This is a genomic window from Rhodococcus sp. 05-340-2 (assembly GCF_002258915.1).
Lineage (GTDB): Bacteria > Actinomycetota > Actinomycetes > Mycobacteriales > Mycobacteriaceae > Rhodococcoides.
The window spans coordinates 86,135-105,794 of the sequence record NZ_NOYU01000042.1 but is presented as its reverse complement, the minus strand read 5'-3'; the positions used below and the strand labels follow the sequence as shown (position 1 = coordinate 105,794).

Here is a 19,660-nt window from a genome sequence, read left to right as displayed (position 1 = left end):
AGTGTGAACCGTGACGCTACGTCAAGGTCAAGATCGGCAGCGCCCTGCTCACAGGCGGCCCCTGTGCGACGCACCGAGTATTCTCGGTGGTCCGTGCGATTCGACGTGGTTCGCACTGTTCGAGGAAGAGACCTGGCTGAAGATGGTCGACACCGATCGTTGGTATCGGGAGATGTTCGAGGCCAGCACGGTCGGATTGGCACTGGCCGACGAGAACGGACTGTTGGTTCTCGCGAACGAGGCGTACGCGGCAATTGTCGGTTGTCCGCGTCATCTGTTGGCCGGCCGGTCCTCTCGCGAATTCACCCATCCCGACGATCTGGCCCAGCACGCCGCCATGGAACAGATCATGGACGACGCCAAGGCGCGTGGGGAATCGGTCCACGTCGAGAAGCGCTACCTGCATCCGGACGGCACGGTGCGGTGGGGGTGGATCTCGGCCAGTGAGGTCCCCGGCCCTGGGGGCATTCGGTGGACGATGGCCGTCGTGCACGACATCACCGATCGTCGGCGCCTCGAGGACGACCTCCGCCAGGCCGCGCACACCGATGCCCTCACCGGATTGCTCAACCGGCGTGGATGGCGCGATCGGCTGCATCAGTTGACGACACCGCGTGCTGCCGGTGTCGCACTGGCTCTGGCGATGGTCGACTTCGATCGATTCAAGTCGTACAACGACAAGTACGGTCACGGACGCGGAGATCGGCTGTTGATTCAGTTCTCTGCTGCTGCCGAGGACCTGCTCGGCAGTCGAGCCTCCATCGCCAGGTGGGGCGGTGAGGAATTCGCTGTCGTCATGCCCGATGTGGGTCCGACGACCATGTCGGCCGTGCTTGCCGAGTTGTCGGCGGTCGTGCCCGACGGACAGACATTCTCGGCCGGCTACACGACACTGCGTGTGGGGGAGTCCGTCGACGACTGCTTCGACCGCGCGGACATGTTGCTCTACCGAGCGAAACGCGACGGTGGTGCGCGTTCGTACGGGGATGCAGCCGCGATTCCGACGTGACGACCGTCAGTTCTGCAGACGACCGAATCCGACGACCCCGGAATCGGATGCGTAGTGCAGCGTGTGCACCCTGATCTTGCCGGCTTCGTTGCCGCCGACGGTGATGGCCTCGTCGCCGTCCACCGCGACGATCACGTTGGTGTGCTGGCCGGCCCAGCTGGCGTTGTCGTAGAGCACCACATCGCCCACCGAGGGCGTGTAGTCGCCGACCGCTTCGAATCGGCCCTGCTCCTGGTAGTACTCCTGCAGGGTGTAGACGCCGGGAATCCGCCACGAACCCGAATTGGGGTTCGACAACGGCAGGCCCGCCTCCTTCATGATCCAGCTGACGAAATCCGCGCACCACGCTTCGTCGACGCCCTCGGCGTAGAACGTCCCCGGCCGCTGCTGCTCGTGCTCGGTACGGAGGAGTTCGACCACACGGGCCTGATCGGTGGTCAGCTCGCCTGCGTTCACATCGGGGAAGGCTTCGGTGTCCCACGGGAGATACCGGCTCGGTGCCAGCCACAGAATTCCGACCGCCACCACGACGACGACAGCGGCGCAGGCCGCCGACCACAGGGGCCAGCGTCGTCGAGTGCGCGCGGTGGTGTCGATGCTCATGCGACCACGGTAGCGCGACGTGCCACACCGCTCGGCACAATGACCGTGTGACCACTTCCGAGAATCAGTCGCCCGTTGCCGTTCCGCAGCCTGTCGTGGACTCCGCGCGAGAGGCGTCGCGGATCACCGTACTGACCGGCGCAGGCATGTCCGCCGAGTCGGGGATCGCCACATTCAGGGACGCCCAGAGCGGGTTGTGGAAGGACTTCGACCCCAAGGATCTCGCCAGCCCGGAGGGGTGGCTGGCCGACAGTGACCTGGTGTGGGGCTGGTATCGATGGCGAGCCGAATTGGTCCGACGCTCCGAGCCCAACGCCGGTCACGTGGCACTGGCTCGGTGGCAGGCCCGCGCGCACGTCGACATCGCCACCCAGAATGTCGACGACCTCCACGAGAGGGCGGGCGCCACAGTCCTCGCGCACGTGCACGGCAGCCTGTTCGAGCCGTACTGCAGCGACTGTGGGGTACGAGCGCAGTTCGACGGTGCCGCCGACGCTCCGGCCGAGGCCGATCAGCGGGTTCCGCCGCCGGAGTGCCCGCTGTGCGGTGGGTTGATCAGGCCGGGAGCGGTGTGGTTCGGCGAATCGCTGCCCGAGGCCGCGTGGGAGGCGGCCGAGGACGCGGTGCGCACTGCCGACCTCGTTCTCGTCGTCGGCACGTCGGGAGTGGTGTACCCGTTCGCCGGGCTGCCTGCGATCGCGCGCAGCGCCGGAGCGACGGTGGTCGAGATCAACCCGGTCGAGACCGAGGTCTCGGACATGGCCGATCACCGGTGGCGCACCACGGCCGCGACGGGATTGCCTGCGTTGGTTGCTCAACTCTGATCCGCCACATCAGGCCGGTGGCCACTCGCCGCTTCGTCTGATGACGGACCTGCCGTCACGGGCGCAGCCGCCGAACCAGGAGCAGTGAAAGCCCACCGAACAGGCCGGCGATCACCAGGGTCAGGGCTGTCTCCATCGCTTGGAATCGCCAGAACAGTCGATCCTCGTGGTACTTCGTCTCGAAAGCCTCGGCACCCTGGGCGCGGATGCAGTCGATCTCGATTCTGGCGTTGTTCGCGCGCTGACGATCGGAGTACTGCTCGTATTCTGCGACCGTCTCGAATTCGCTCATGTCTCGGTAGTCGTCGGGCCAGTCACACTGCTGCAGGTCGATGGCTACGGCATCACCGTGTCGATCGACGTAGTCCGACGAGACGTTCCACCGCGGATAGATCCTGATCGAATCCATCGGCAGATAGAAGTCAGGGGTGCCGCCGTACATGTCGCCCACCTTCTGCTCCACCGTCAGTCGCTCGACTTCGGGGTTCGCGTAGTGCTCGCGGATCTGCGTCGGCAGCAGCGCCAGGAACGCAGTGGACACGACGAGGGTCGTGATCATCGCGGCGATCGTGTTCCTCGTGGCCAGCGCGCATGCTGCGCCGAGCATCAGTCCCACAGCCGTGTACGCGCCTGCTACGAACCCCGTTGCCCCGAATGTCGGGAAATCCAAGCGCGATTCGCCGGTGCTCATGAACGTGAACGATCCTGGGGAAGTTCGATATTTCGCCCAGTACAGGGCGCAGCCGAGCAGTGCCATGGCGAGCATCGTCGGTACGAACACGACGAGCACGCGCACTCCGTACCACCGTCGTCTGCTCACCGATTGGGTCAGACCGAGTACGTGAGTTCGACGTTCGAGATCGCGGGAGAACACGGTGACCCCGACGAAAGTTCCGAGCACGACCGGGAGGGCGATCGTGAGAAGAATCGCCAGGCTCTGCGCGGTCTCCGCTGTGCAGTAGTCCTCACCGATCCCGAGGCAGCCCTGCAGCGCGGGAATCGGTGCCACACCGCCGTCGATCAGCGTGATGGCAATCGTGATGGCCGCCAACAGCAGTGGGGTCAGCACTCCGAACAGAATCGTCGCGCGGAACTGTCTCCACGTCACCCAGATCATGCCGCTACCGCCGCTCCGAGGTGGGCGAGCACGACGTCGTCCAGGGTGGCGTCTTCGACGCTCCAGCCCGGTGGCGTCGTCTCCGGCCGGGTGCCGTGGACGACGAACACTGCTGCGCTGGAACCGGATACGTCGGAGACGATGGTCCCGTCCTCGACGGTGGGTTCGGCATCGGTGCTCCCGACGAGCAGGTAGTGCTCGGCCGTGATGGTGTCGAGTTCGCCGTCGAGTCGAATTCTCCCGTCGCGCAACAGGAGTAGTCGATCGGCGACGTCGACCAGTTCGGACAGAACGTGTGAGGACAGGACGATCGTCGTGCCGTTCTCTGCTGCGTCGCGCATCAGCGTTCGGGCCACAGCACGTCGGGCGACGGGATCGAGGTCTGCGAGCGGCTCGTCGAGTAGAAGTACCTCCGGTCGTCGGCCCAGCGCCAGAGCCATCGCGACGCGGGTGCGGTGACCGGGGGAGAGAGCTTTCACTCGCGCCGAGACGGAGATTCCGGCCGCATCGACGAGCTCGGCGGCGTAGGCATCGTCCCAGTGCACGTTGGTGTTTCGGCCGAATCGCAGCATGTCGTCGACGGTGAAGTGGGGGTAGAGGGGCTTGTGCTGGGCCAGATAGGACAGGCCGGGCGCTATTCCGCGTTGGCCCACGACCTCGCCGAGCACTCGGATGGATCCGGCGTCCGGTGCGAGCAGCCCGACTGCCAATGACATCAGAGTCGACTTACCTGCACCGTTGGAGCCGACGAGTGCTGTGACGCTTCCTTTTTCGATGTCGAACGAGCAGCCGTCGAGTACGGCCCTGCGTCGGAACGACTTGACCACCTCGTCCATGGTGAGAACCGCGTCGGTCATGAATCGCTTCCTTCGGGTCGGTCGAATTGTGTGTCGAGTGCTGCGGTGACGATGGCCTCAAGGTCCGGTCTGTCCAGTCCTGCTGCGAGGCAGTGGCGAATCCAGCGGCCGAGTTCGGCCTCGAGCGCCGACCTTTCGGCCATGCCGGGTTTCGCCAGCGAGGCGACGACGAAGGTTCCCGATCCGGTCCGTGGTTCGACCAGGCCTTCGCGCTCCAGTTCGCGGTAGGCCTTGAGCACGGTGTTCGGGTTGATGGCCAGTGCCGTGACCACGTCTTTCGCCGTCGGGAGCTTGTCGCCGACGGTGAGTGATCCGAGGCGTAGGGCCTGTTTGGTCTGCAGTATCAGCTGGACATAGGTGGGGATGCCGGACCGACGATCGATGCGGTACGCGATCATCAAGACCCTTTCACTAGTTGATTAGTGGAAGACGGTAATGCGGACTCCTCGGTTTGTCCAGATCTCACGGTCACTCGGTGGTCAATGCCTCGATCAGAGCGCTCATTGCCGATGCGGCACTGTCAGTTTCGCTGGGTCCCAGGGCGGCGAGGCTGGCGATGAGTGCTGCTATCTCGGGGGCGGTCAATCGCACTGGCCGGGGCGTGGCGACACTCGTCAGCCGAGATCCGCCGTGCACACCTGGCGCTGCATCGACAGGAACCCCGGACTCACGCAACCGGGCGAGGTCGCGCTCGACGGTGCGCACGGAAACCCCGAGCCGCTGCGCGAGTTCGGGCGAGGTCAACGGCGCAGCCGCCGACCCCAGCCATTCGACGATCCGCTGCTGACGCGCGACACGGCGCAGGGTGAGCACGCTGTCGAGCGACCGGGGCGCATTCTCCTTCGGCACCGTTCGAATTCTTCCCGATTCCCGACACAGCCCTGACGGGAATGAGTCCTACCGTTGTCGATATGACACCTGACACCGAATCGATCGACCGCTTCTTCGCTCGTTATACGGGGTACCTGACCTCGGGTGATCTCGACGGTCTGGCCGAGATCTACAACTACCCGGCTCTGGCGGTCACGGCACGTGGATGTGCGGCGATCGCCGATCCGCAGCAGACTCGAGAATTCTTTCGGCAGGGGCAGACCTACTATCGGTCGCGCGGAATAGAGGGTGTGCGGGCCCGCGACATCGTCACCGAGGCAGAGGTGCCGGGTATCTGGGTCGGGCATCTTCTTCTGGAGAACCTCGACTCCGACGGCTCGCCGGTGGGAACCGAGCGCAATGCCTATCAGGTGGTGACGCTGGACGACGGCACGCGCCGGATCGCGGTGACGACGCCGCTCGATGCCTAGCGCTGGGTGGGGCCGCACTCGGTACTGTGGGTGGGAACGGTTCTTCTTTCTCAGGTAGGGATTACAGATGGCTTTGGGCTCCGACCGATTCTGGCGTGTACTCGGCCGCTCAGCGCAGAAGGCGCAGAGCACCTCGCTTCGACGCGTCGACCGAGCCCAGGAGCACGCGGAGTGGGCAGCTGCCCTGAGCGAGAGCGAGTTGGCCTCCGAGGCGACCGCTCTGCGCGTCGACGATGCCGAGCGTCTCGACGTTCCGCGGTATCTGGCATTGACGCGCGAGGCGAGCGAGCGTGCGCTTAACCTACGGCCCTTCGATGTGCAGTTGCACGGCGCCGTGCGATTGCTCGCCGGTGACGTGGTGGAGATGGCGACCGGCGAGGGCAAGACGTTGGCCGGTGCCATCGCTGCCGTCGGATACGTGCTGTCCGGGCGCTCGGTGCACGTCATCTCGGTCAACGATTTTCTCGCGCAGCGTGACGCGCAGTGGATGCAGCCGCTGTTCGAGTCCCTCGGCATCACCGTCGGTTCCATCGGCGAGTCGTCGACGGCACAGGATCGACGCACCGCCTATGCCTGCGACATCAGCTATGCCTCGGTCAACGAGATCGGTTTCGACGTTCTGCGCGATCATCTGGTGAACGATCGAGACGATCTGGTCGCGCCCGTGCCGGACGTTGCCCTGATCGACGAGGCCGATTCCGTGCTGGTCGACGAGGCGCTCGTGCCGCTGGTGTTGGCCGGTTCGGTCTCCGGTGACGTCTCGACATCGACGGTCATGGAGGCAGTCCGGTTGTTGGACAAGGGAGTCGATTTCGACACCGATGCGGAAGGACGCAACGTGTTCCTCACCGACGAGGGCGCGCTGCGGATGGAGAAGGAACTGGGCGGAATCGATCTGTACTCCGAGCATCACGTCGGGACGACGTTGGTGGCGGTCAATGTGGCACTGCACGCCCAGGTGCTGGTGCAGCGCGACGTCGATTACATCGTCCGTGACGGCCGGGTGCAGCTGATCAACGCCTCGCGTGGCCGAGTGGCCGAACTGCAGCGCTGGCCGGACGGGTTGCAGGCCGCGGTCGAGATCAAGGAAGGGCTCGCCCCCACCGAGACCGGTGAAATTCTCGACACCATCACCGTGCAGGCGTTGATCAATCGGTACGCAACGGTGTGCGGTATGACCGGTACGGCCATGGCGGCGGGGGAGCAGCTTCGCACGTTCTACGGCCTCGGCGTCTCGGTCATTGCGCCCAATGTGCCGACGGTGCGCGTCGACGAAGACGACCGTGTGTACGACACGATCGAGCACAAGAACGCTGCAATTGCGCTGCAGGTGAAGGACATTCACGAGACCGGTCAGCCGATTCTCATCGGCACCCACGATGTCGCCGAGTCCGAGGCGCTGGCCGAGACGCTCACCGCGTCGGGCGTTGAGGTGGTGGTGCTCAATGCCAAGAACGACGCAGAGGAAGCGGCGGTCATCGCCGCGGCGGGTGTGCACGGCGCGGTGACGGTGTCGACTCAGATCGCCGGGCGCGGAACCGACATCAAGCTCGGTGGTCCCGACGGTGCCGATCGCGAACGTATCGCCGAGCTCGGCGGACTGTTCGTTCTCGGCACCGGTCGACACACCACCGAGCGACTCGACAATCAGCTTCGAGGACGCGCAGGCCGGCAGGGTGATCCAGGCCGGTCACTGTTCTTCGGCAGTTGGGAGGACGACGTCGTCGCGAACAACATCGGCGACAAGGATGCACCGAAGGGTATCGACGACAGCGGAAAGTTCACCTCGTCGGCAGCGGCCGACCGTGTCGATCATGCACAACGCATCGCCGAGGGGCAGATGCTCGAAATACATTCGCGCACGTGGCGCTACAACCAGCTGACGGCTCAGCACCGTGAGATCCTGGATCGCCGACGGGCCACGTTGCTCGACTCCGACGAGGCGTTGACGTTGCTCGAGCAGCACGCACCGACGCGCTCGAAGGAACTTCGCGAGACCGTCTCCGAGGAGACTCTGGTCGAGGTCGCCCGCCAGATCGTTCTCTACCACCTCGATCGATCCTGGTCGGACTACCTCGCGCACCTCGCCGACGTGCGCGAGAGCATCCACCTACGCGCACTGGGCCGAGAGAATCCACTCGACGAGTACCACCGTATCGCGGTCGAGGCGTTCAAGACGGTGTCCTCCAAGGCGATGGATCTCTCGCACGCGACGTTCGAGTCGGCCGAAATCACCTCGGACGGAATCGATCTGGACGAAGCCGGCTTGCGTCGACCGACGTCGACCTGGACGTACATGGTGCACGACAACCCGTTCGCGTCCCGCGGAAATGCCGGTGCGGCCGGTCTGGGGCCGATTTTCGGTGGCTGACGCGCGGCGCGCGTTTCTCGCTCTCGCGTTGGGTGCGAGTGCGGTGGCCTCCGGGTGCGCCGACTCGTACGGCGAATTCCCGGCAGGCAAGACGTATTCGTCGATCGAGGCACCCGACTCCTACACGCCGGTCGCCGGAACGACGGTCAGGCTCGAGTTCGTCGACGACCGAATCTCGGCCGAGGCGGGGTGCAACAGGTTGTTCGGCACCGTGGACACCTCGCAGGGCAGGATCACCGTCGACTCCCTCGGGTCGACGCGGATGGCCTGCCCAGAGGCGTTGATGGAGCAGGACATGTGGCTGTCGGCTTTCCTGACCTCCACTCCACTGTGGTCTCGGGACAACGGCACCATGACCTTGGACAACGGGAGTCAGCGCATCGTCTTCGCGGAATTCTGATCGATCAGCGGCGGATGCGGTCCGCCGCGGTGTGGCGTACTCCGTCGAGGAAGAGTTTCAGGCCGAAATCGAATCTGCTCGTCGGGTCGGGACTCTCGAAAAGCGGCGACGCGTCGGGCGTGAGGGCTCCGACCGAGTCCATCTGGAGTCGTGACTGCTCGTCCACGGTCTGACCCAGGATGTAGTACAACAACGTGTCGGCGGTGAGTTCCGCATCGCGGCGCGGCAGTCCCGCGCGAATGCACACGGCGGCAATACGTTCGCGAATGTGGTTGGTGGTCAGCCTCGACGCGTAGGTCGCGGCCACCAATTCCGCACCGTCGCGTCGGGAAAGCAGAGCATCGCGCAGCCGGTGCGCGATCTGTGCGATCTGTGCGTCCCACGAATCCTCGGTCGACGGTGCATCGGCACCCGAGAGTATGTGGTCGGCGATGGCACCGAGCAGCGTCTGCTTGTTGGGGAAGTGCCAGTACAGCGCGCCCGGCTGCACGTGCAGGGACGTCGCCAGACGCCGCATCGTCAGGTCTGCCAGGCCGTACTCGTCGAGAATGGCGATCGCGCCGTCCAGGACGTCCTGCCTGTTCAGTTGCACTGCTACCCCCAAGTCGTTCGACGCGTCTTCGCTTTGACAGTAGCCGAGCGCGGTGCCTAACGTGAACGCCGTTCAACTTGAACGGTGTTCAATGATGATGCCGTTCGACTACGAGGGGACCCGGAATGGACATTTTGCGCACGGCGCGTACACAGGTGCTCGGCGACGGCATCGCGCTCGATCGATCTCAGGTTCTCGAGGTTCTCGAGCTCGGCGACGACAGTCTCGAGGAGACGATGCTGTTGGCCCACGAGGTGCGGATGAAGTGGTGCGGGCCCGAGGTCGAGGTGGAAGGAATCATCAGCCTCAAGACCGGCGGGTGTCCCGAGGACTGCCACTTCTGTTCGCAATCGGGTCTTTTCGCGTCCCCGGTTCGTGCTGCGTGGCTCGATATCCCGTCGCTGGTCGAAGCCGCGAAGCAGACCGCGAAGACCGGAGCGACGGAATTCTGCATCGTCGCCGCGGTACGCGGACCCGACGCTCGGCTGCTCGCGCAGGTCGCCGCAGGTATCGAAGCCATCCGGAACGAGGTCGAGATCGATATCGCCTGCTCGTTGGGAATGCTCGATCAAGATCAGGTCGATCAGCTCGCGGCGATGGGTGTACATCGCTACAACCACAACCTCGAGACCTCCCGCTCGTACTTTCCGAACGTGGTGACCACCCACACGTGGGAGGAACGGTGGAACACACTGCGGATGGTGCGCGAGGCAGGCATGGAGGTGTGCTGCGGCGGAATTCTCGGTATGGGGGAGACGCTGGAGCAACGTGCCGAGTTCGCCGCCGATCTCACCGCGCTCGAACCCGACGAGGTGCCCCTGAACTTCCTCAACCCGAGACCGGGAACGCCGTTCGGAGACCTCGATGTGCTGCCTGCATCCGATGCTCTGCGCGCCGTCGCCGCGTTTCGTCTCGCTCTGCCGCGCACGATTCTCAGATTCGCCGGTGGCCGCGAGATCACTCTCGGAGATCTGGGTGCCAAGCAGGGCATTCTCGGCGGCATCAATGCCGTCATCGTCGGCAACTACCTGACGACGCTCGGTCGTCCGGCAGAGCAGGATCTCGATCTTCTCGGCGAGCTGCAGATGCCGATCAAAGCGCTCAACTCGACGATCTGATGGGCGTATTAGGGTGGGTCGAATGACGAGCGAGACCCACTACGACCCGTACACCGGTCGGCCTGTCGACGCCGGAGCCGAGGCGGGTGCGGATTCGTTGTCGGTCGCCGTCCGGCTCGGGTTGGAGCCGCCGCGGTTCTGCGCAGAATGCGGTCGCCGCATGGTGGTCCAGATCGTCCCCGACGGGTGGACGTCGCTGTGCTCGCGTCACGGCCTCGTCGATTCGGCCGCGACGGGTAGGCGCTAGGTGGTGGTCATGTCGGACGTTCTCGAAACGCCACCGCGGAGCAGCACCGTTCGTGTGCTGTCGGTGGTCGTCGGAATCTCGGTGGCAGTGTCGGCTCTGGGCGGGGTGCTGTGGGGGTTCTTGGCACCGGCGCAGCAGTTGCTCGTGGTGGCGCAGGATCGCGGGGCGGCCCTGACCGGGGAGAGCCTGCACAGCTTCGACGGCCTCGCACTGTTCGCGTTCGTGTCCCTGGCCCTCGGTCTCGTTCTTCCGATCGGGTGGTGGTTGTGGAGATCGGAGCGGGGTCCGCGGCTGTTCGGTGCCGTCTTCGTCGGTGCACTCGCCGGCTCGGTCGCTGCGGTCCTGGTGGGTAACGGGATTGCTGCTCTTCGGTTTCCGAAGGCCGGCGACCCGGCGGTCGGGTCGATCGTCACCGTTGCGCCCAGTGTCGATACTCCGCTGGTGCTGATCGTTCAGGCGCTGACGGCTTCGCTGGTGATCCTGCTGCTGGCGGCGATGAATCCCAACGACAATCTGCAACACACCGATCCCGATCCGGACGACCTCGATGTCGAGTTCTTCCCGCCGCCACCGTCGTTCGACTCGAATCGAGCCGACTGACAGCAGCAGTTCACGCCTGGGGTGGCCTCAGTGCGGCGAACTCGTCGGTGACTCGAATGCTGTTGTCGGCAAAGCGAAACAGTGCAGGCGGTCTGCCACCGGCCTTGCCGGACGGCGCGCGCCGTCCGGTGGGTTCGATGACACCGCGCCGGCTCAGCACCCGCTGCAGGTTGGTGGCATCGACCTGATATCCGAGTGCGGCACCGTAGATCTCGCGCAGCGACGAGATCGCGAAATCGACCGGAGCCAGTGCGAATCCGATGTTGGTGTACGAGAGTTTCGCGACCAGTCGATGTCTCGCGTGCGCGACGACGGTTCCGTGATCGAAGGACATGTCGGGCAGTGCCGAAACCGGGTGCCATGCGGTGTCCGAAGGGAGTGTCGGTTCTGCCGAGATCGGCACCAAGCCGAGGAAGGTCGACGCGATCCGCCGATCTCCCGGTACGCGTTCGGGTTCGCTGAAGACGGACAGCTGCTCGAGGTGCGCCACCGAGCGCACGTCGACCTTCTCGGCAAGCTGACGGCGCGCGGACGCGGCGAGATTTTCGTCGTCGCGCAGGGTGCCACCGGGCAGCGACCAGGTGCCGGCCTCGGGGTCGAGCGCGCGTTGCCACAGCAGCACCCCCAGTTCCGGGGCGTCGGGGTCGGAAAAGGGTCGAACTTGGAACACCGCGATGAGTACTTCGTGGACGGTGCTACGATGAATCATGTTTTCGATCATAGGTCGAAAACTCCCTCGGAGGAAATTCGGTCACCGACGACCGGATGATCGGTGAAGGAGAACCGTCATGACCAGCAGCGCTACCCGGGTGAACATCCTGTACTCGGCATTCGCCGGAGTTCGCGACATCGTCGATGGAGCAGGTGGTTACGGGGGAGTGGAGGCAACTCCGGAATGGGCGGCCGAGGTTCGACGGCTCGCCGATCTGCGCGGCGCGACGCTGCTCGCGCACAATTACCAGCTGCCTGCGATTCAGGACGTTGCCGACCATGTCGGCGACTCGCTCGCGCTCTCGCGGATGGCCGCCGAGGTCCCCGAGGACACGATCGTGTTCTGCGGAGTGCATTTCATGGCCGAGACCGCCAAGATCCTGAGCCCACAGAAAACGATCCTCATCCCGGACCAGCGCGCCGGCTGCTCACTGGCCGATTCCATCACCGCAGACCAGCTCCGCGAATGGAAGGCCGATTTTCCGGACGCCGTCGTCGTGTCGTACGTCAACACCACCGCCGAGATCAAAGCACTGACCGACATCTGCTGCACCTCGTCGAACGCCGTCGAGGTGGTCGAGTCGATCGATCCTGGCCGCGACATCCTGTTCCTTCCCGATCAGTTCCTCGGCGCGCACGTCAAACGCGTCACCGGGCGCGAGAACCTGCACATCTGGGCCGGAGAATGCCACGTGCACGCCGGCATCAACGGCGACGAACTGGCCGAGAAGTCGCGCACCCACCCCGATGCCGAGCTGTACGTGCACCCCGAATGCGGCTGCGCAACATCGGCGCTGTACCTCGCAGGCGAGGGATTCGTACCCGCCGACAAGGTCAAGATCCTCTCCACCGGCGGCATGCTCGACGCTGCCCGCACCACCGCGTCCAAGCAGGTTCTGGTCGCCACCGAGATCGGCATGCTGCATCAACTGCGGATGGCGGCACCCGACGTCGACTTCCTCGCCGTCAACGACCGCGCATCGTGCGGCTACATGAAGATGATCACCCCAGCCGCTCTGCTGCGCTGCCTCGTCGAGGGGCGCGACGAGGTGCACGTCGACCTCGAGACCGCGAACATCGCGAGCAAGTCGGTGCAGCGGATGATCGAGATCGGTACCCCGGGCGGCGGCGAGTGAATCCAACGGTCGCGTGGGAAACCGCGGCCGATCTCGTCGTCGTCGGCGGTGGAATTGCCGGACTCACCGCGGCCCGGACTGCGGCGGCCCGCGGCCTGCGGGTGGCGACCGTCAGTAAGGGACATTCCACCGACACGGCGACGCAGTACGCCCAGGGTGGGATCGCGGTCGTCGGTCCCGCACTCGAGGATTCGATCGAATCGCATGTGGCCGACACCTGCGTCGCCGGTGCAGGCCTGTGCGACGAGGACGCTGTGCGCTCCATCGTCTCGGGCGGACGCGCGGCGATCACCTCGCTCGAAGCTGCGGGTGCCGAGTTCGATCGCGCTGCCGACGGCTCCGTCGCGCGCACCAGGGAGGGCGGCCACAGTGTGCGCCGCATCATCCATGCCGGCGGCGACGCCACCGGGGCCGAGGTGCAGCGCACCCTCGACGGTGCAGTGCCGACGGTGCAGTTCGACACCACCGCTCTGCGGGTGCTGACCACCGACGGCGAGGTCGTCGGCCTCCTCGTGCGTGGGCCTCGCGGCGTCGGCGTCGTCCATTGCCCGACGGTTCTCCTGGCCACCGGCGGACTGGGACAGCTGTACTCGTGCAGCACCAACCCACCGGGTGCCACGGCCGACGGCATCGCACTCGCCCTCGATGCAGGTGCACGGATCGCGGATCTGGAATTCGTGCAGTTCCATCCGACGGTGCTGTTCGCCGCCGGGTCCACGGGCCGTCGTCCGTTGATCAGTGAGGCGGTACGCGGCGAGGGTGCCCATCTGGTCGATGTCGCAGGCCGTGCGTTCATGGCCGGAGTGCACCCGCTCGGTGATCTTGCGCCCCGCGACGTGGTGTCCCGGGCCATTGCCGAACTGCTGCACGAGCGCGGTGACGACCACGTGCTGCTGGACGCCCGCCTCGTGGAGCACTTCCACGAGCGATTCCCGACCGTGACCGCCTCGTGCCTCGAGGCCGGAATCGATCCGGCGACGGACCTGATCCCGGTGGCACCCGCAGCGCACTACTCGTGTGGGGGCGTGGCGACGGATACATCCGGGCGCACCTCTGTTCCCGGCTTGCTCGCCGCAGGCGAAGTGGCGCGCACCGGCTTGCACGGTGCCAACAGGTTGGCGTCGAACAGTCTGCTCGAGGGTCTTGTCGTCGGTGAGCGCGCGGCCTACGTGGCTGCCGAACGGGTCGGCCGACACGGCAGCATTTCGGATGTCGCATTGCCCACGTATCGCCGCATCGACCGCGCGGTGCTGCAGCGAACCATGACCGCCGAGGTCGGCGTGGTACGCGATGCAACGGGTCTTGCTGCGGCGCAACGCGTCCTGGCCCACGGTGTCGTGTCGGAACCGCCGGTCGATGCACGTGCTGTCGAGGATGCTGCGTTGACCGCTGCGGCGGAGGTCATCGTGCTGGCCGCGTCCGAGCGCCGTGAGAGCAGAGGGTGCCACACCCGACGGGATTTCCCCGAGAGTGCACCGGCGCAACGTCGAAGCCTGCACATCGAACGAGATCCCGAGGGACGGTTGGCGATCGTGAACGACGAAGTGATGACGGGAGCACGCTGACATGACCGATACTGCGAACGAGGTGAACCCGGGCGTCGATCGCGCCGAGGTACTCGCACTGATTCGGACCGCGCTCGACGAGGACCTGCGGTTCGGGCCCGACATCACCACGCTGGCAACGGTTTCCGAGGATGCCATCGCCACGGCGTCGGTGGTCTCGCGTCACTTCGGCACGATCGCCGGGATCGATGTCGGCCTCCTGGTTCTCGACGAGGTGATCGGAGCCGACGGATACTCCGTCGTGCATCGCATCGAGGACGGATCCGAAGTCGAACCAGGACAAGCCGTGCTGACGGTCGAGGCCCCGACTCGGGGCTTGCTCACCGCCGAACGGACGATGCTCAACATCGTCTGCCATCTCTCGGGGATCGCCACCGCGACGGCCGGCTGGGTCGCCGAGGTCGCAGACACCGAGTGCAAGATCCGGGACAGTCGAAAGACGTTGCCGGGGTTGCGTTCGCTGCAGAAGTACGCGGTGCGTGCCGGTGGCGGCGTCAATCACCGGATGGGTCTGGGCGATGCTGCGCTGATCAAGGACAATCACGTGGCAGCGGCCGGTTCGGTCGTCGCTGCGTTGAACGCGGTGCGGGCCGCTGCGCCGAACATCGCCTGTGAAGTGGAGGTCGACAGCCTCGAGCAACTCGACCAGGTGCTCGCCGAGAACGTCGAACTGGTTCTGCTGGACAACTTCGCGCTGTGGCAGACACAGATGGCCGTGCAACGTCGCGATACGTTCGCGCCGCAGACCAAGCTGGAATCCTCGGGCGGACTGACCGTCGACGTGGCACGGGACTACGCGCGCACGGGGGTCGACTTCCTGGCGGTGGGCGGTCTGACACACTCGGTGACAGTGCTCGATCTCGGCCTGGACATGTAGTCGAGCCTCGCAATGTGAGGAATTCGTACGAAGATGGAAGTTCAGAGTGTCCGCCTCGACAGTTGGATCTGGGCGGTCCGGTTGTTCAAGACGCGGTCTGCCGCCGCTGCTGCCTGCCGCGGCGGCCACGTCCGTGTCAACGGAACTCCTGCCAAACCCGGGCATCGCATCGGCCCCGACGACGAGATCAGGCTCCGGTCCGACGGAGTGGAGAAGATCGTCGTCGTGGTGCGGGCCATCGGCAAACGCGTCGGCGCAGCGGTCGTTCCCGAGTGCTTGATCGATCGCAGTCCGCCGCCGCCCCCGAAAGAAGTTCTGGCTTCCGTACCGAGACGGGATCGAGGGGCGGGTAGGCCCACCAAGCGCGATCGTCGTGAGATCGACCGACTGCGGGGCCTTGGCCTCTAGTGCGCCCGGTTCTTCGCAGGGTGTGAGCCCGTCTAGCGGCGCTTTCCGCTGCGTCGGGCGTTCGTCTTCGTCTTGGCAACGGGGCGAGCAGGTTTGGAGGGGTGCGCTTTCTTCTTCTTGACCGGCACCTCGTCCGATGCACCGCGCGAGCTACGGGTCGACCGTCCTCGAACGATGCCGATGAACTCCTCGATGCGGTCGTCCTCGTGTTCTGCGACCCAGGCCAACGCAATCTGGGACTGCTCTATGTCGGTCACAGGGCGGTAGACGAGATCTTTGCGCGCGTTGAATCGGGCCACCGAGTGCGGCACTATTGCCACCCCCAGCCCGGCAGCCACGTACTCGAATGTCTCCGCGACGGTATTCATCGGGGGTAGTTCCGGGCGGTTGCCGACTTCGAGTTCCGTTGCCACAGCTGCCCATTCGGGTACCGTCGCGGGATCGGCCAGCAGATGCTCGTCGGCGAGATCGCTCGCGGTGACCGAATCGAATGCGGCGACTGCATGGTCCTTCGGGACCACCACGACCTGGACTTCCTGATACAGGCCGATGGCGTTGAGGCCCTGACGATCGAGCGGCGGTCGGACGAAGCTCACATCGACCGTTCCGTCGCGCAACGCCGCCACCTGTGTCTCGGGTGTGGTCGCGACCACGGAGAGCGTGACATCGGGGAACCGATCAGCCCAGATGCGCGTCCACTTCGTCAGCGTCACTCCCTCGGCGTACCCGATGGTGAACGTGGTCGGCTCGGCAGCAGCAACCTGCGCGAGTTCCGAGAGTCGATCGTCCTCGGCGATCTCCACCAGCGCCCGCTCGAGCAGAGCGCGGCCGTCCTCGGTGAGCTCGGTGGGGGATGCCCCGGGCACGAACAGATCGACGCCGAGCTGTTCCTCGAGTTCCACGACCGTCTTGCTCAAGCGGATTCGAGAGATTCCCAGTGACTGAGCAGCGCGCGCGAAATGCAGTTGCTGCGCCACCGCCGCGTACCAGCGCAGTGTCTGCACATCGATGTTCACGGTGTCGAGCCTATGGGACGACGCGGACCGGGAGCGACCGTGGCGTCGAGAGTGCCGATGGCCGGATAAGCTGTTCCGGTGAGCCCGGAGAACAAGCAGCAGACCATGAAGCCATTGACCGCGGCGAACAAGCTCGGCATCTACCTTCCCGCAGCACCCGAAGAGTTCCAGAACTCGATGGTCAGCAGGTCCGAACTGGACGCACTGCGCAGCGATCCGCCGCAGTGGTTGACCGAACTGCAGACCAACGGACCCTTCCCCCGCGACGTCATCGCGAAGAAGCTGGGCGTGTCCATCGCGGGGCTGGCCCGTGGTGGTGTCACCGAGGCGCTGACCAGCGAGGCGATCGAGGAACTCGTTGCCAGCCCACCTCAGTGGCTCGTCCGGGAGCGTCGCACCCAGATTCAGGTGCGCAAGGATGCCGAACGCATCAAGGAGAAGCAGGAAGCGCGTCGTACGTCGGGCAACCGACCGACCAAGCTGCGCAACCTCTAGCTCGAGACGATCCCGTCGAGGTAGAGCCACCGGCCGTCCACGCGGACGAAGCGGCTCACCTCACTCATCGAGCCCGCCCCGCCCGGATGCTTGTATCGAGCTCGGAACTCGACGGTTCCCGCGTCGTCGAACAGCCCGCCGGCGTCGGTCGCGAGAATGTCGAGTCGGTACCACCGTTGATCGGGGTCCAACTCCAGCTCGGCCGGTGCGGTGTCGGGATGCCACGATGCGCGGAGATAGTCCACGTCTGCGACGGCGAACGCAGTGAATCGAGATCGCATCAGCTTCTCGGCTGTCGGCGCGCTCGCATCGCCGCGCAGGTACGGCTCGCAACACGCGTCGAACGTGTCACCGCTCGAACACGGACACCGCCGACTCACTCGTCGACAACCTCGACCGTATAGGTGCCTAGTTCGTGCTCGTCACGCTTGCCGACGTCCTGGATCCAGGTGTTGGCCTCGAGGAGTGTGTCGAACAGTCCCAACGGAATCGGGTCACCGCCGAGGGCGTTCTTCATGATCACGCGGTATTTCCTCACGGTGTCACGCGCCGGACGGTCGCAAGGAACGTTGCAGCAGCGAAGAACATCCCGGCGAACGTGCGATTCATCGTTTTCTGCTGGCGCTGCGAGCGCATCAGCCGCAGAACCCGAGATGCCAGCGAGGTGTATCCGGTCATCACCAACATGTCGACCGCGACCATCGTGGCCGCGATGACGAGGTACTGAGTGAGCAGAGGCCGCGCTGGATCGAGGAATTGGGGAAGGACGGCAACCATGAACACGACGGCCTTCGGGTTGCTGGCGTTGACGAGGAATCCTCGTACCAGCATCGTCGTTCCGCGATCGGCCACCGCGGGGGCGTCGGCGACGTCGGTCGGGGCTGCCCGCCACTGCCGAATGCCCAGGTAGACCAGGTATGCGACACCGAACCACTTGATGGCAGTGAACGCGAGCGCCGAGCTGGCGAGCACTGCCCCCAGTCCGACGGCGACGATGCCGATCTGCAGGAGCAGACCGATCTGCAGACCGAATATGTTCCAGTATCCGCGGCGCAGGCCGTAGCGAAGCCCGGTGGACATCGACGCGATGGCGCCTGCACCGGGGGAGAGACTGATGACGATGCTCGCGCCGAGGAAGGCGAGCCACACTGACCAGGACATGCGTTCATTGAACTACGACCGTCAACTCGAATTCGGCCCGGCCGTGGGTGTCGAACGCGCCGAAGCAGGGTAGGCCACTGAGATGGCAGACATCAGAAGTATCGACACCGGCCCCCAGCAGGTCACCCGGCAGACCGAAGTTCGGGCACCGGCATCCGAATTGTTCGACATCGTGGCCGATCCCAACCGGCACGGTGAGCTCGACGGGTCCGGGACGGTCAAGGACACCGTCCGCGGCCCCGATCGACTGAGCACCGGCGCGAAGTTCTCCGTCGGCATGAAGCAGTACGGCGTGCCGTACAAGATCACCAGCACCGTCACCGAGTTCGTCGACGCCGACAAGCACAAGGTGATCGAGTGGCAGCACCCGATGGGGCACACCTGGCGCTGGGAGTTCGAGGAAAAGCAGCCGGGGCTGACCACGGTCACCGAGAGCTTCAAGTACGGCACCGCCAAGGTCCCGAAGATGCTCGAGCTGTTCAAGATGCCGCAGAAGAATGCCCAGGGCCTCGAGAGCACGCTGCACAACCTCGCTGCCCGCTACGCCTGACAGATCTGGCGACAGCCCTCGCTGTCCACAATTCGGGTTCGGATGCACAACCGGCGATCGACGACGCGAATTGTGGACACCGAGGCGTCCCTTTCTCTGATCTATTCTGACCGGCATGCCGATCGATCCCGACACCAAGAACTGGACCTGGGTACTCGAACGAGCGTGCCCGGATTGCGGGTTCGACTCGAGTGCCGTCGAATACGACGCTATCCCGGACCTGATCCGCGCCGACGTCGAGCGTTGGGAAGCGGTTCTGCGGCGCGTGAACGTTGCACTGCGTCCCGACGACTCGACGTGGTCCGCGCTCGAATACGCCGCGCACGTACGTGACGCGCACCGCATCTTCCGGACCCGGCTCGCACTGGTGTTGACCGAGGACGATCCCGAGTTCGCGAACTGGGACCAGGACGCCACCGCGCTGGCCGAGGACTACAACTCCCAGAATCCTGCGGAGGTGGCGTCGGAACTCGGCGACGCCGCCCGCGCTCTGGCCGACGATTTCGCCGCTGTACCGCCGGAGAATCGGCATCGGACCGGTCGGCGCAGCGACGGATCGAACTTCTCGGTCGAATCACTGGCCGCCTACTACATTCACGACCCCATCCATCATCTGTGGGACGTGCGGGGCTGAGCGGAATTCGGTGGAACTATCCTGGGTGTTCGAACCACACTGTTTCGACCGAACCCCGGCTTCGACCG

General features: G+C 65.2%; 26 protein-coding genes. 15 read left to right on the top strand and 11 right to left on the bottom strand.

The annotated features are described in order from the left end of the window. Positions 1 to 10: 10 nt before the first annotated feature. Positions 11 to 1,009, top strand: a complete 999-nt coding sequence (locus CH271_RS25680; RefSeq protein ID WP_094635430.1) for a GGDEF domain-containing protein — start codon at positions 11 to 13, stop codon at positions 1,007 to 1,009. A 6-nt stretch (positions 1,010 to 1,015) separates the two neighbouring features. On the opposite strand, the gene CH271_RS25675 is transcribed toward CH271_RS25680, so the two are convergent. Continuing rightward, on the bottom strand, positions 1,016 to 1,612 hold the full coding sequence (locus tag CH271_RS25675; RefSeq protein ID WP_094635429.1) for a CHAP domain-containing protein: 597 nt from the start codon (positions 1,610 to 1,612) through the stop codon (positions 1,016 to 1,018). 47 nt (positions 1,613 to 1,659) lie between these two features. On the opposite strand from CH271_RS25675, the gene CH271_RS25670 reads away from it, so the two are divergent. After that, entirely contained in the window at positions 1,660 to 2,436 is a 777-nt protein-coding gene (locus CH271_RS25670) for an SIR2 family NAD-dependent protein deacylase (RefSeq protein ID WP_094635428.1), read from the top strand. Between the two features lie 55 nt (positions 2,437 to 2,491). On the opposite strand, the gene CH271_RS25665 is transcribed toward CH271_RS25670, so the two are convergent. The 4 genes from CH271_RS25665 to CH271_RS25650 form a co-directional block, all read right to left on the bottom strand. Then, the gene (locus CH271_RS25665; RefSeq protein ID WP_094635427.1) at positions 2,492 to 3,553 is read right to left on the bottom strand and encodes an ABC transporter permease; all 1,062 of its coding nucleotides are present in this window, start codon (positions 3,551 to 3,553) and stop codon (positions 2,492 to 2,494) included. Beyond that, positions 3,550 to 4,389: an ABC transporter ATP-binding protein gene (locus CH271_RS25660; RefSeq protein ID WP_441347155.1), complete on the bottom strand. Its 840-nt coding sequence runs from the start codon at positions 4,387 to 4,389 to the stop codon at positions 3,550 to 3,552. Before CH271_RS25660 ends, CH271_RS25665 begins: the two co-directional genes overlap by 4 nt. 17 nt (positions 4,390 to 4,406) lie before the next feature. Further along, positions 4,407 to 4,808, bottom strand: coding sequence for a GntR family transcriptional regulator (locus CH271_RS25655; protein WP_037192750.1), 402 nt, complete (start codon positions 4,806 to 4,808; stop codon positions 4,407 to 4,409). Between the two features lie 70 nt (positions 4,809 to 4,878). Next, the gene (locus CH271_RS25650) at positions 4,879 to 5,259 is read right to left on the bottom strand and encodes a helix-turn-helix transcriptional regulator (protein WP_256986557.1); all 381 of its coding nucleotides are present in this window, start codon (positions 5,257 to 5,259) and stop codon (positions 4,879 to 4,881) included. Positions 5,260 to 5,321: 62 nt separating this feature from the next. Between CH271_RS25650 and CH271_RS25645 the strand changes: the two genes are divergently transcribed. The 3 genes from CH271_RS25645 (at position 5,322) to CH271_RS25635 (ending at position 8,482) form a co-directional block, all read left to right on the top strand. Then, the gene (locus tag CH271_RS25645; RefSeq protein ID WP_094635424.1) at positions 5,322 to 5,711 is read left to right on the top strand and encodes a hypothetical protein; all 390 of its coding nucleotides are present in this window, start codon (positions 5,322 to 5,324) and stop codon (positions 5,709 to 5,711) included. A 67-nt stretch (positions 5,712 to 5,778) separates the two neighbouring features. Then, the gene (gene secA2 / locus CH271_RS25640) at positions 5,779 to 8,082 is read left to right on the top strand and encodes an accessory Sec system translocase SecA2 (RefSeq protein ID WP_094635423.1); all 2,304 of its coding nucleotides are present in this window, start codon (positions 5,779 to 5,781) and stop codon (positions 8,080 to 8,082) included. Further along, the gene (locus CH271_RS25635; protein WP_179274616.1) at positions 8,075 to 8,482 is read left to right on the top strand and encodes an META domain-containing protein; all 408 of its coding nucleotides are present in this window, start codon (positions 8,075 to 8,077) and stop codon (positions 8,480 to 8,482) included. The genes secA2 and CH271_RS25635 overlap by 8 nt, the downstream gene beginning before the upstream one ends. Positions 8,483 to 8,486: 4 nt before the next feature. Here the strand turns inward: CH271_RS25635 and CH271_RS25630 are convergent, their stop codons facing one another. Further along, positions 8,487 to 9,074, bottom strand: coding sequence for a TetR/AcrR family transcriptional regulator C-terminal domain-containing protein (locus CH271_RS25630; protein WP_037192738.1), 588 nt, complete (start codon positions 9,072 to 9,074; stop codon positions 8,487 to 8,489). A gap of 125 nt (positions 9,075 to 9,199) precedes the next feature. On the opposite strand from CH271_RS25630, the gene bioB reads away from it, so the two are divergent. Genes bioB through CH271_RS25615 form a run of 3 tightly spaced genes read left to right on the top strand, consistent with a single transcriptional unit; the run spans position 9,200 to position 11,039 of the window. Next, on the top strand, positions 9,200 to 10,192 hold the full coding sequence (gene bioB / locus CH271_RS25625; protein WP_094635421.1) for a biotin synthase BioB: 993 nt from the start codon (positions 9,200 to 9,202) through the stop codon (positions 10,190 to 10,192). Positions 10,193 to 10,214: 22 nt separating this feature from the next. Continuing rightward, the gene (gene bsaP, locus CH271_RS25620; RefSeq protein WP_094635420.1) at positions 10,215 to 10,439 is read left to right on the top strand and encodes a biotin synthase auxiliary protein BsaP; all 225 of its coding nucleotides are present in this window, start codon (positions 10,215 to 10,217) and stop codon (positions 10,437 to 10,439) included. 9 nt (positions 10,440 to 10,448) lie between these two features. After that, positions 10,449 to 11,039: a DUF2567 domain-containing protein gene (locus tag CH271_RS25615; RefSeq protein ID WP_256986556.1), complete on the top strand. Its 591-nt coding sequence runs from the start codon at positions 10,449 to 10,451 to the stop codon at positions 11,037 to 11,039. A 10-nt stretch (positions 11,040 to 11,049) separates the two neighbouring features. Here CH271_RS25615 and CH271_RS25610 read toward each other — a convergent pair whose 3' ends face one another. Continuing rightward, the gene (locus tag CH271_RS25610) at positions 11,050 to 11,748 is read right to left on the bottom strand and encodes an NUDIX hydrolase (protein ID WP_037193481.1); all 699 of its coding nucleotides are present in this window, start codon (positions 11,746 to 11,748) and stop codon (positions 11,050 to 11,052) included. Between the two features lie 79 nt (positions 11,749 to 11,827). Between CH271_RS25610 and nadA the strand changes: the two genes are divergently transcribed. The 4 genes from nadA to CH271_RS25590 are packed head-to-tail and all read left to right on the top strand — an operon-like array spanning position 11,828 to position 15,736. Beyond that, positions 11,828 to 12,886 (top strand): quinolinate synthase NadA, encoded by a 1,059-nt coding sequence (nadA, locus tag CH271_RS25605; protein WP_094635419.1) that lies wholly within the window; start codon positions 11,828 to 11,830, stop codon positions 12,884 to 12,886. Next, complete coding sequence (locus CH271_RS25600) at positions 12,883 to 14,451, top strand: L-aspartate oxidase (protein WP_094635418.1); 1,569 nt, start codon at positions 12,883 to 12,885, stop codon at positions 14,449 to 14,451. Before nadA ends, CH271_RS25600 begins: the two co-directional genes overlap by 4 nt. Before the next feature lies 1 nt (position 14,452). Beyond that, the gene (gene nadC / locus CH271_RS25595; RefSeq protein ID WP_037192728.1) at positions 14,453 to 15,328 is read left to right on the top strand and encodes a carboxylating nicotinate-nucleotide diphosphorylase; all 876 of its coding nucleotides are present in this window, start codon (positions 14,453 to 14,455) and stop codon (positions 15,326 to 15,328) included. Positions 15,329 to 15,361: 33 nt separating this feature from the next. Beyond that, positions 15,362 to 15,736: an RNA-binding S4 domain-containing protein gene (locus CH271_RS25590; protein ID WP_037192726.1), complete on the top strand. Its 375-nt coding sequence runs from the start codon at positions 15,362 to 15,364 to the stop codon at positions 15,734 to 15,736. A 32-nt stretch (positions 15,737 to 15,768) separates the two neighbouring features. Here the strand turns inward: CH271_RS25590 and CH271_RS25585 are convergent, their stop codons facing one another. Further along, positions 15,769 to 16,752, bottom strand: a complete 984-nt coding sequence (locus CH271_RS25585; protein ID WP_094635417.1) for a LysR family transcriptional regulator — start codon at positions 16,750 to 16,752, stop codon at positions 15,769 to 15,771. 78 nt (positions 16,753 to 16,830) lie between these two features. On the opposite strand from CH271_RS25585, the gene CH271_RS25580 reads away from it, so the two are divergent. Further along, positions 16,831 to 17,247: a DUF5997 family protein gene (locus CH271_RS25580; RefSeq protein WP_094635416.1), complete on the top strand. Its 417-nt coding sequence runs from the start codon at positions 16,831 to 16,833 to the stop codon at positions 17,245 to 17,247. Here the strand turns inward: CH271_RS25580 and CH271_RS25575 are convergent. Genes CH271_RS25575 through rhtB form a run of 3 tightly spaced genes read right to left on the bottom strand, consistent with a single transcriptional unit; the run spans position 17,244 to position 18,408 of the window. Further along, positions 17,244 to 17,627 (bottom strand): YchJ family protein, encoded by a 384-nt coding sequence (locus tag CH271_RS25575; protein WP_037192719.1) that lies wholly within the window; start codon positions 17,625 to 17,627, stop codon positions 17,244 to 17,246. The genes CH271_RS25580 and CH271_RS25575 overlap by 4 nt on opposite strands. Continuing rightward, positions 17,624 to 17,770 (bottom strand): hypothetical protein, encoded by a 147-nt coding sequence (locus CH271_RS29035; protein WP_155292933.1) that lies wholly within the window; start codon positions 17,768 to 17,770, stop codon positions 17,624 to 17,626. The genes CH271_RS25575 and CH271_RS29035 overlap by 4 nt, the downstream gene beginning before the upstream one ends. A gap of 11 nt (positions 17,771 to 17,781) precedes the next feature. Then, positions 17,782 to 18,408 (bottom strand): homoserine/homoserine lactone efflux protein, encoded by a 627-nt coding sequence (rhtB, locus tag CH271_RS25570; RefSeq protein WP_094635415.1) that lies wholly within the window; start codon positions 18,406 to 18,408, stop codon positions 17,782 to 17,784. Positions 18,409 to 18,490: 82 nt separating this feature from the next. Here rhtB and CH271_RS25565 point away from each other — a divergent pair, with 82 nt between their 5' ends. Further along, a complete protein-coding gene (locus tag CH271_RS25565; RefSeq protein ID WP_094635414.1) occupies positions 18,491 to 18,958 on the top strand; it encodes an SRPBCC family protein in 468 nt (155 codons plus the stop codon). A 115-nt stretch (positions 18,959 to 19,073) separates the two neighbouring features. Beyond that, positions 19,074 to 19,592, top strand: coding sequence for a DinB family protein (locus CH271_RS25560; RefSeq protein WP_094635413.1), 519 nt, complete (start codon positions 19,074 to 19,076; stop codon positions 19,590 to 19,592). The last annotated feature ends 68 nt before the right edge of the window (positions 19,593 to 19,660 follow it).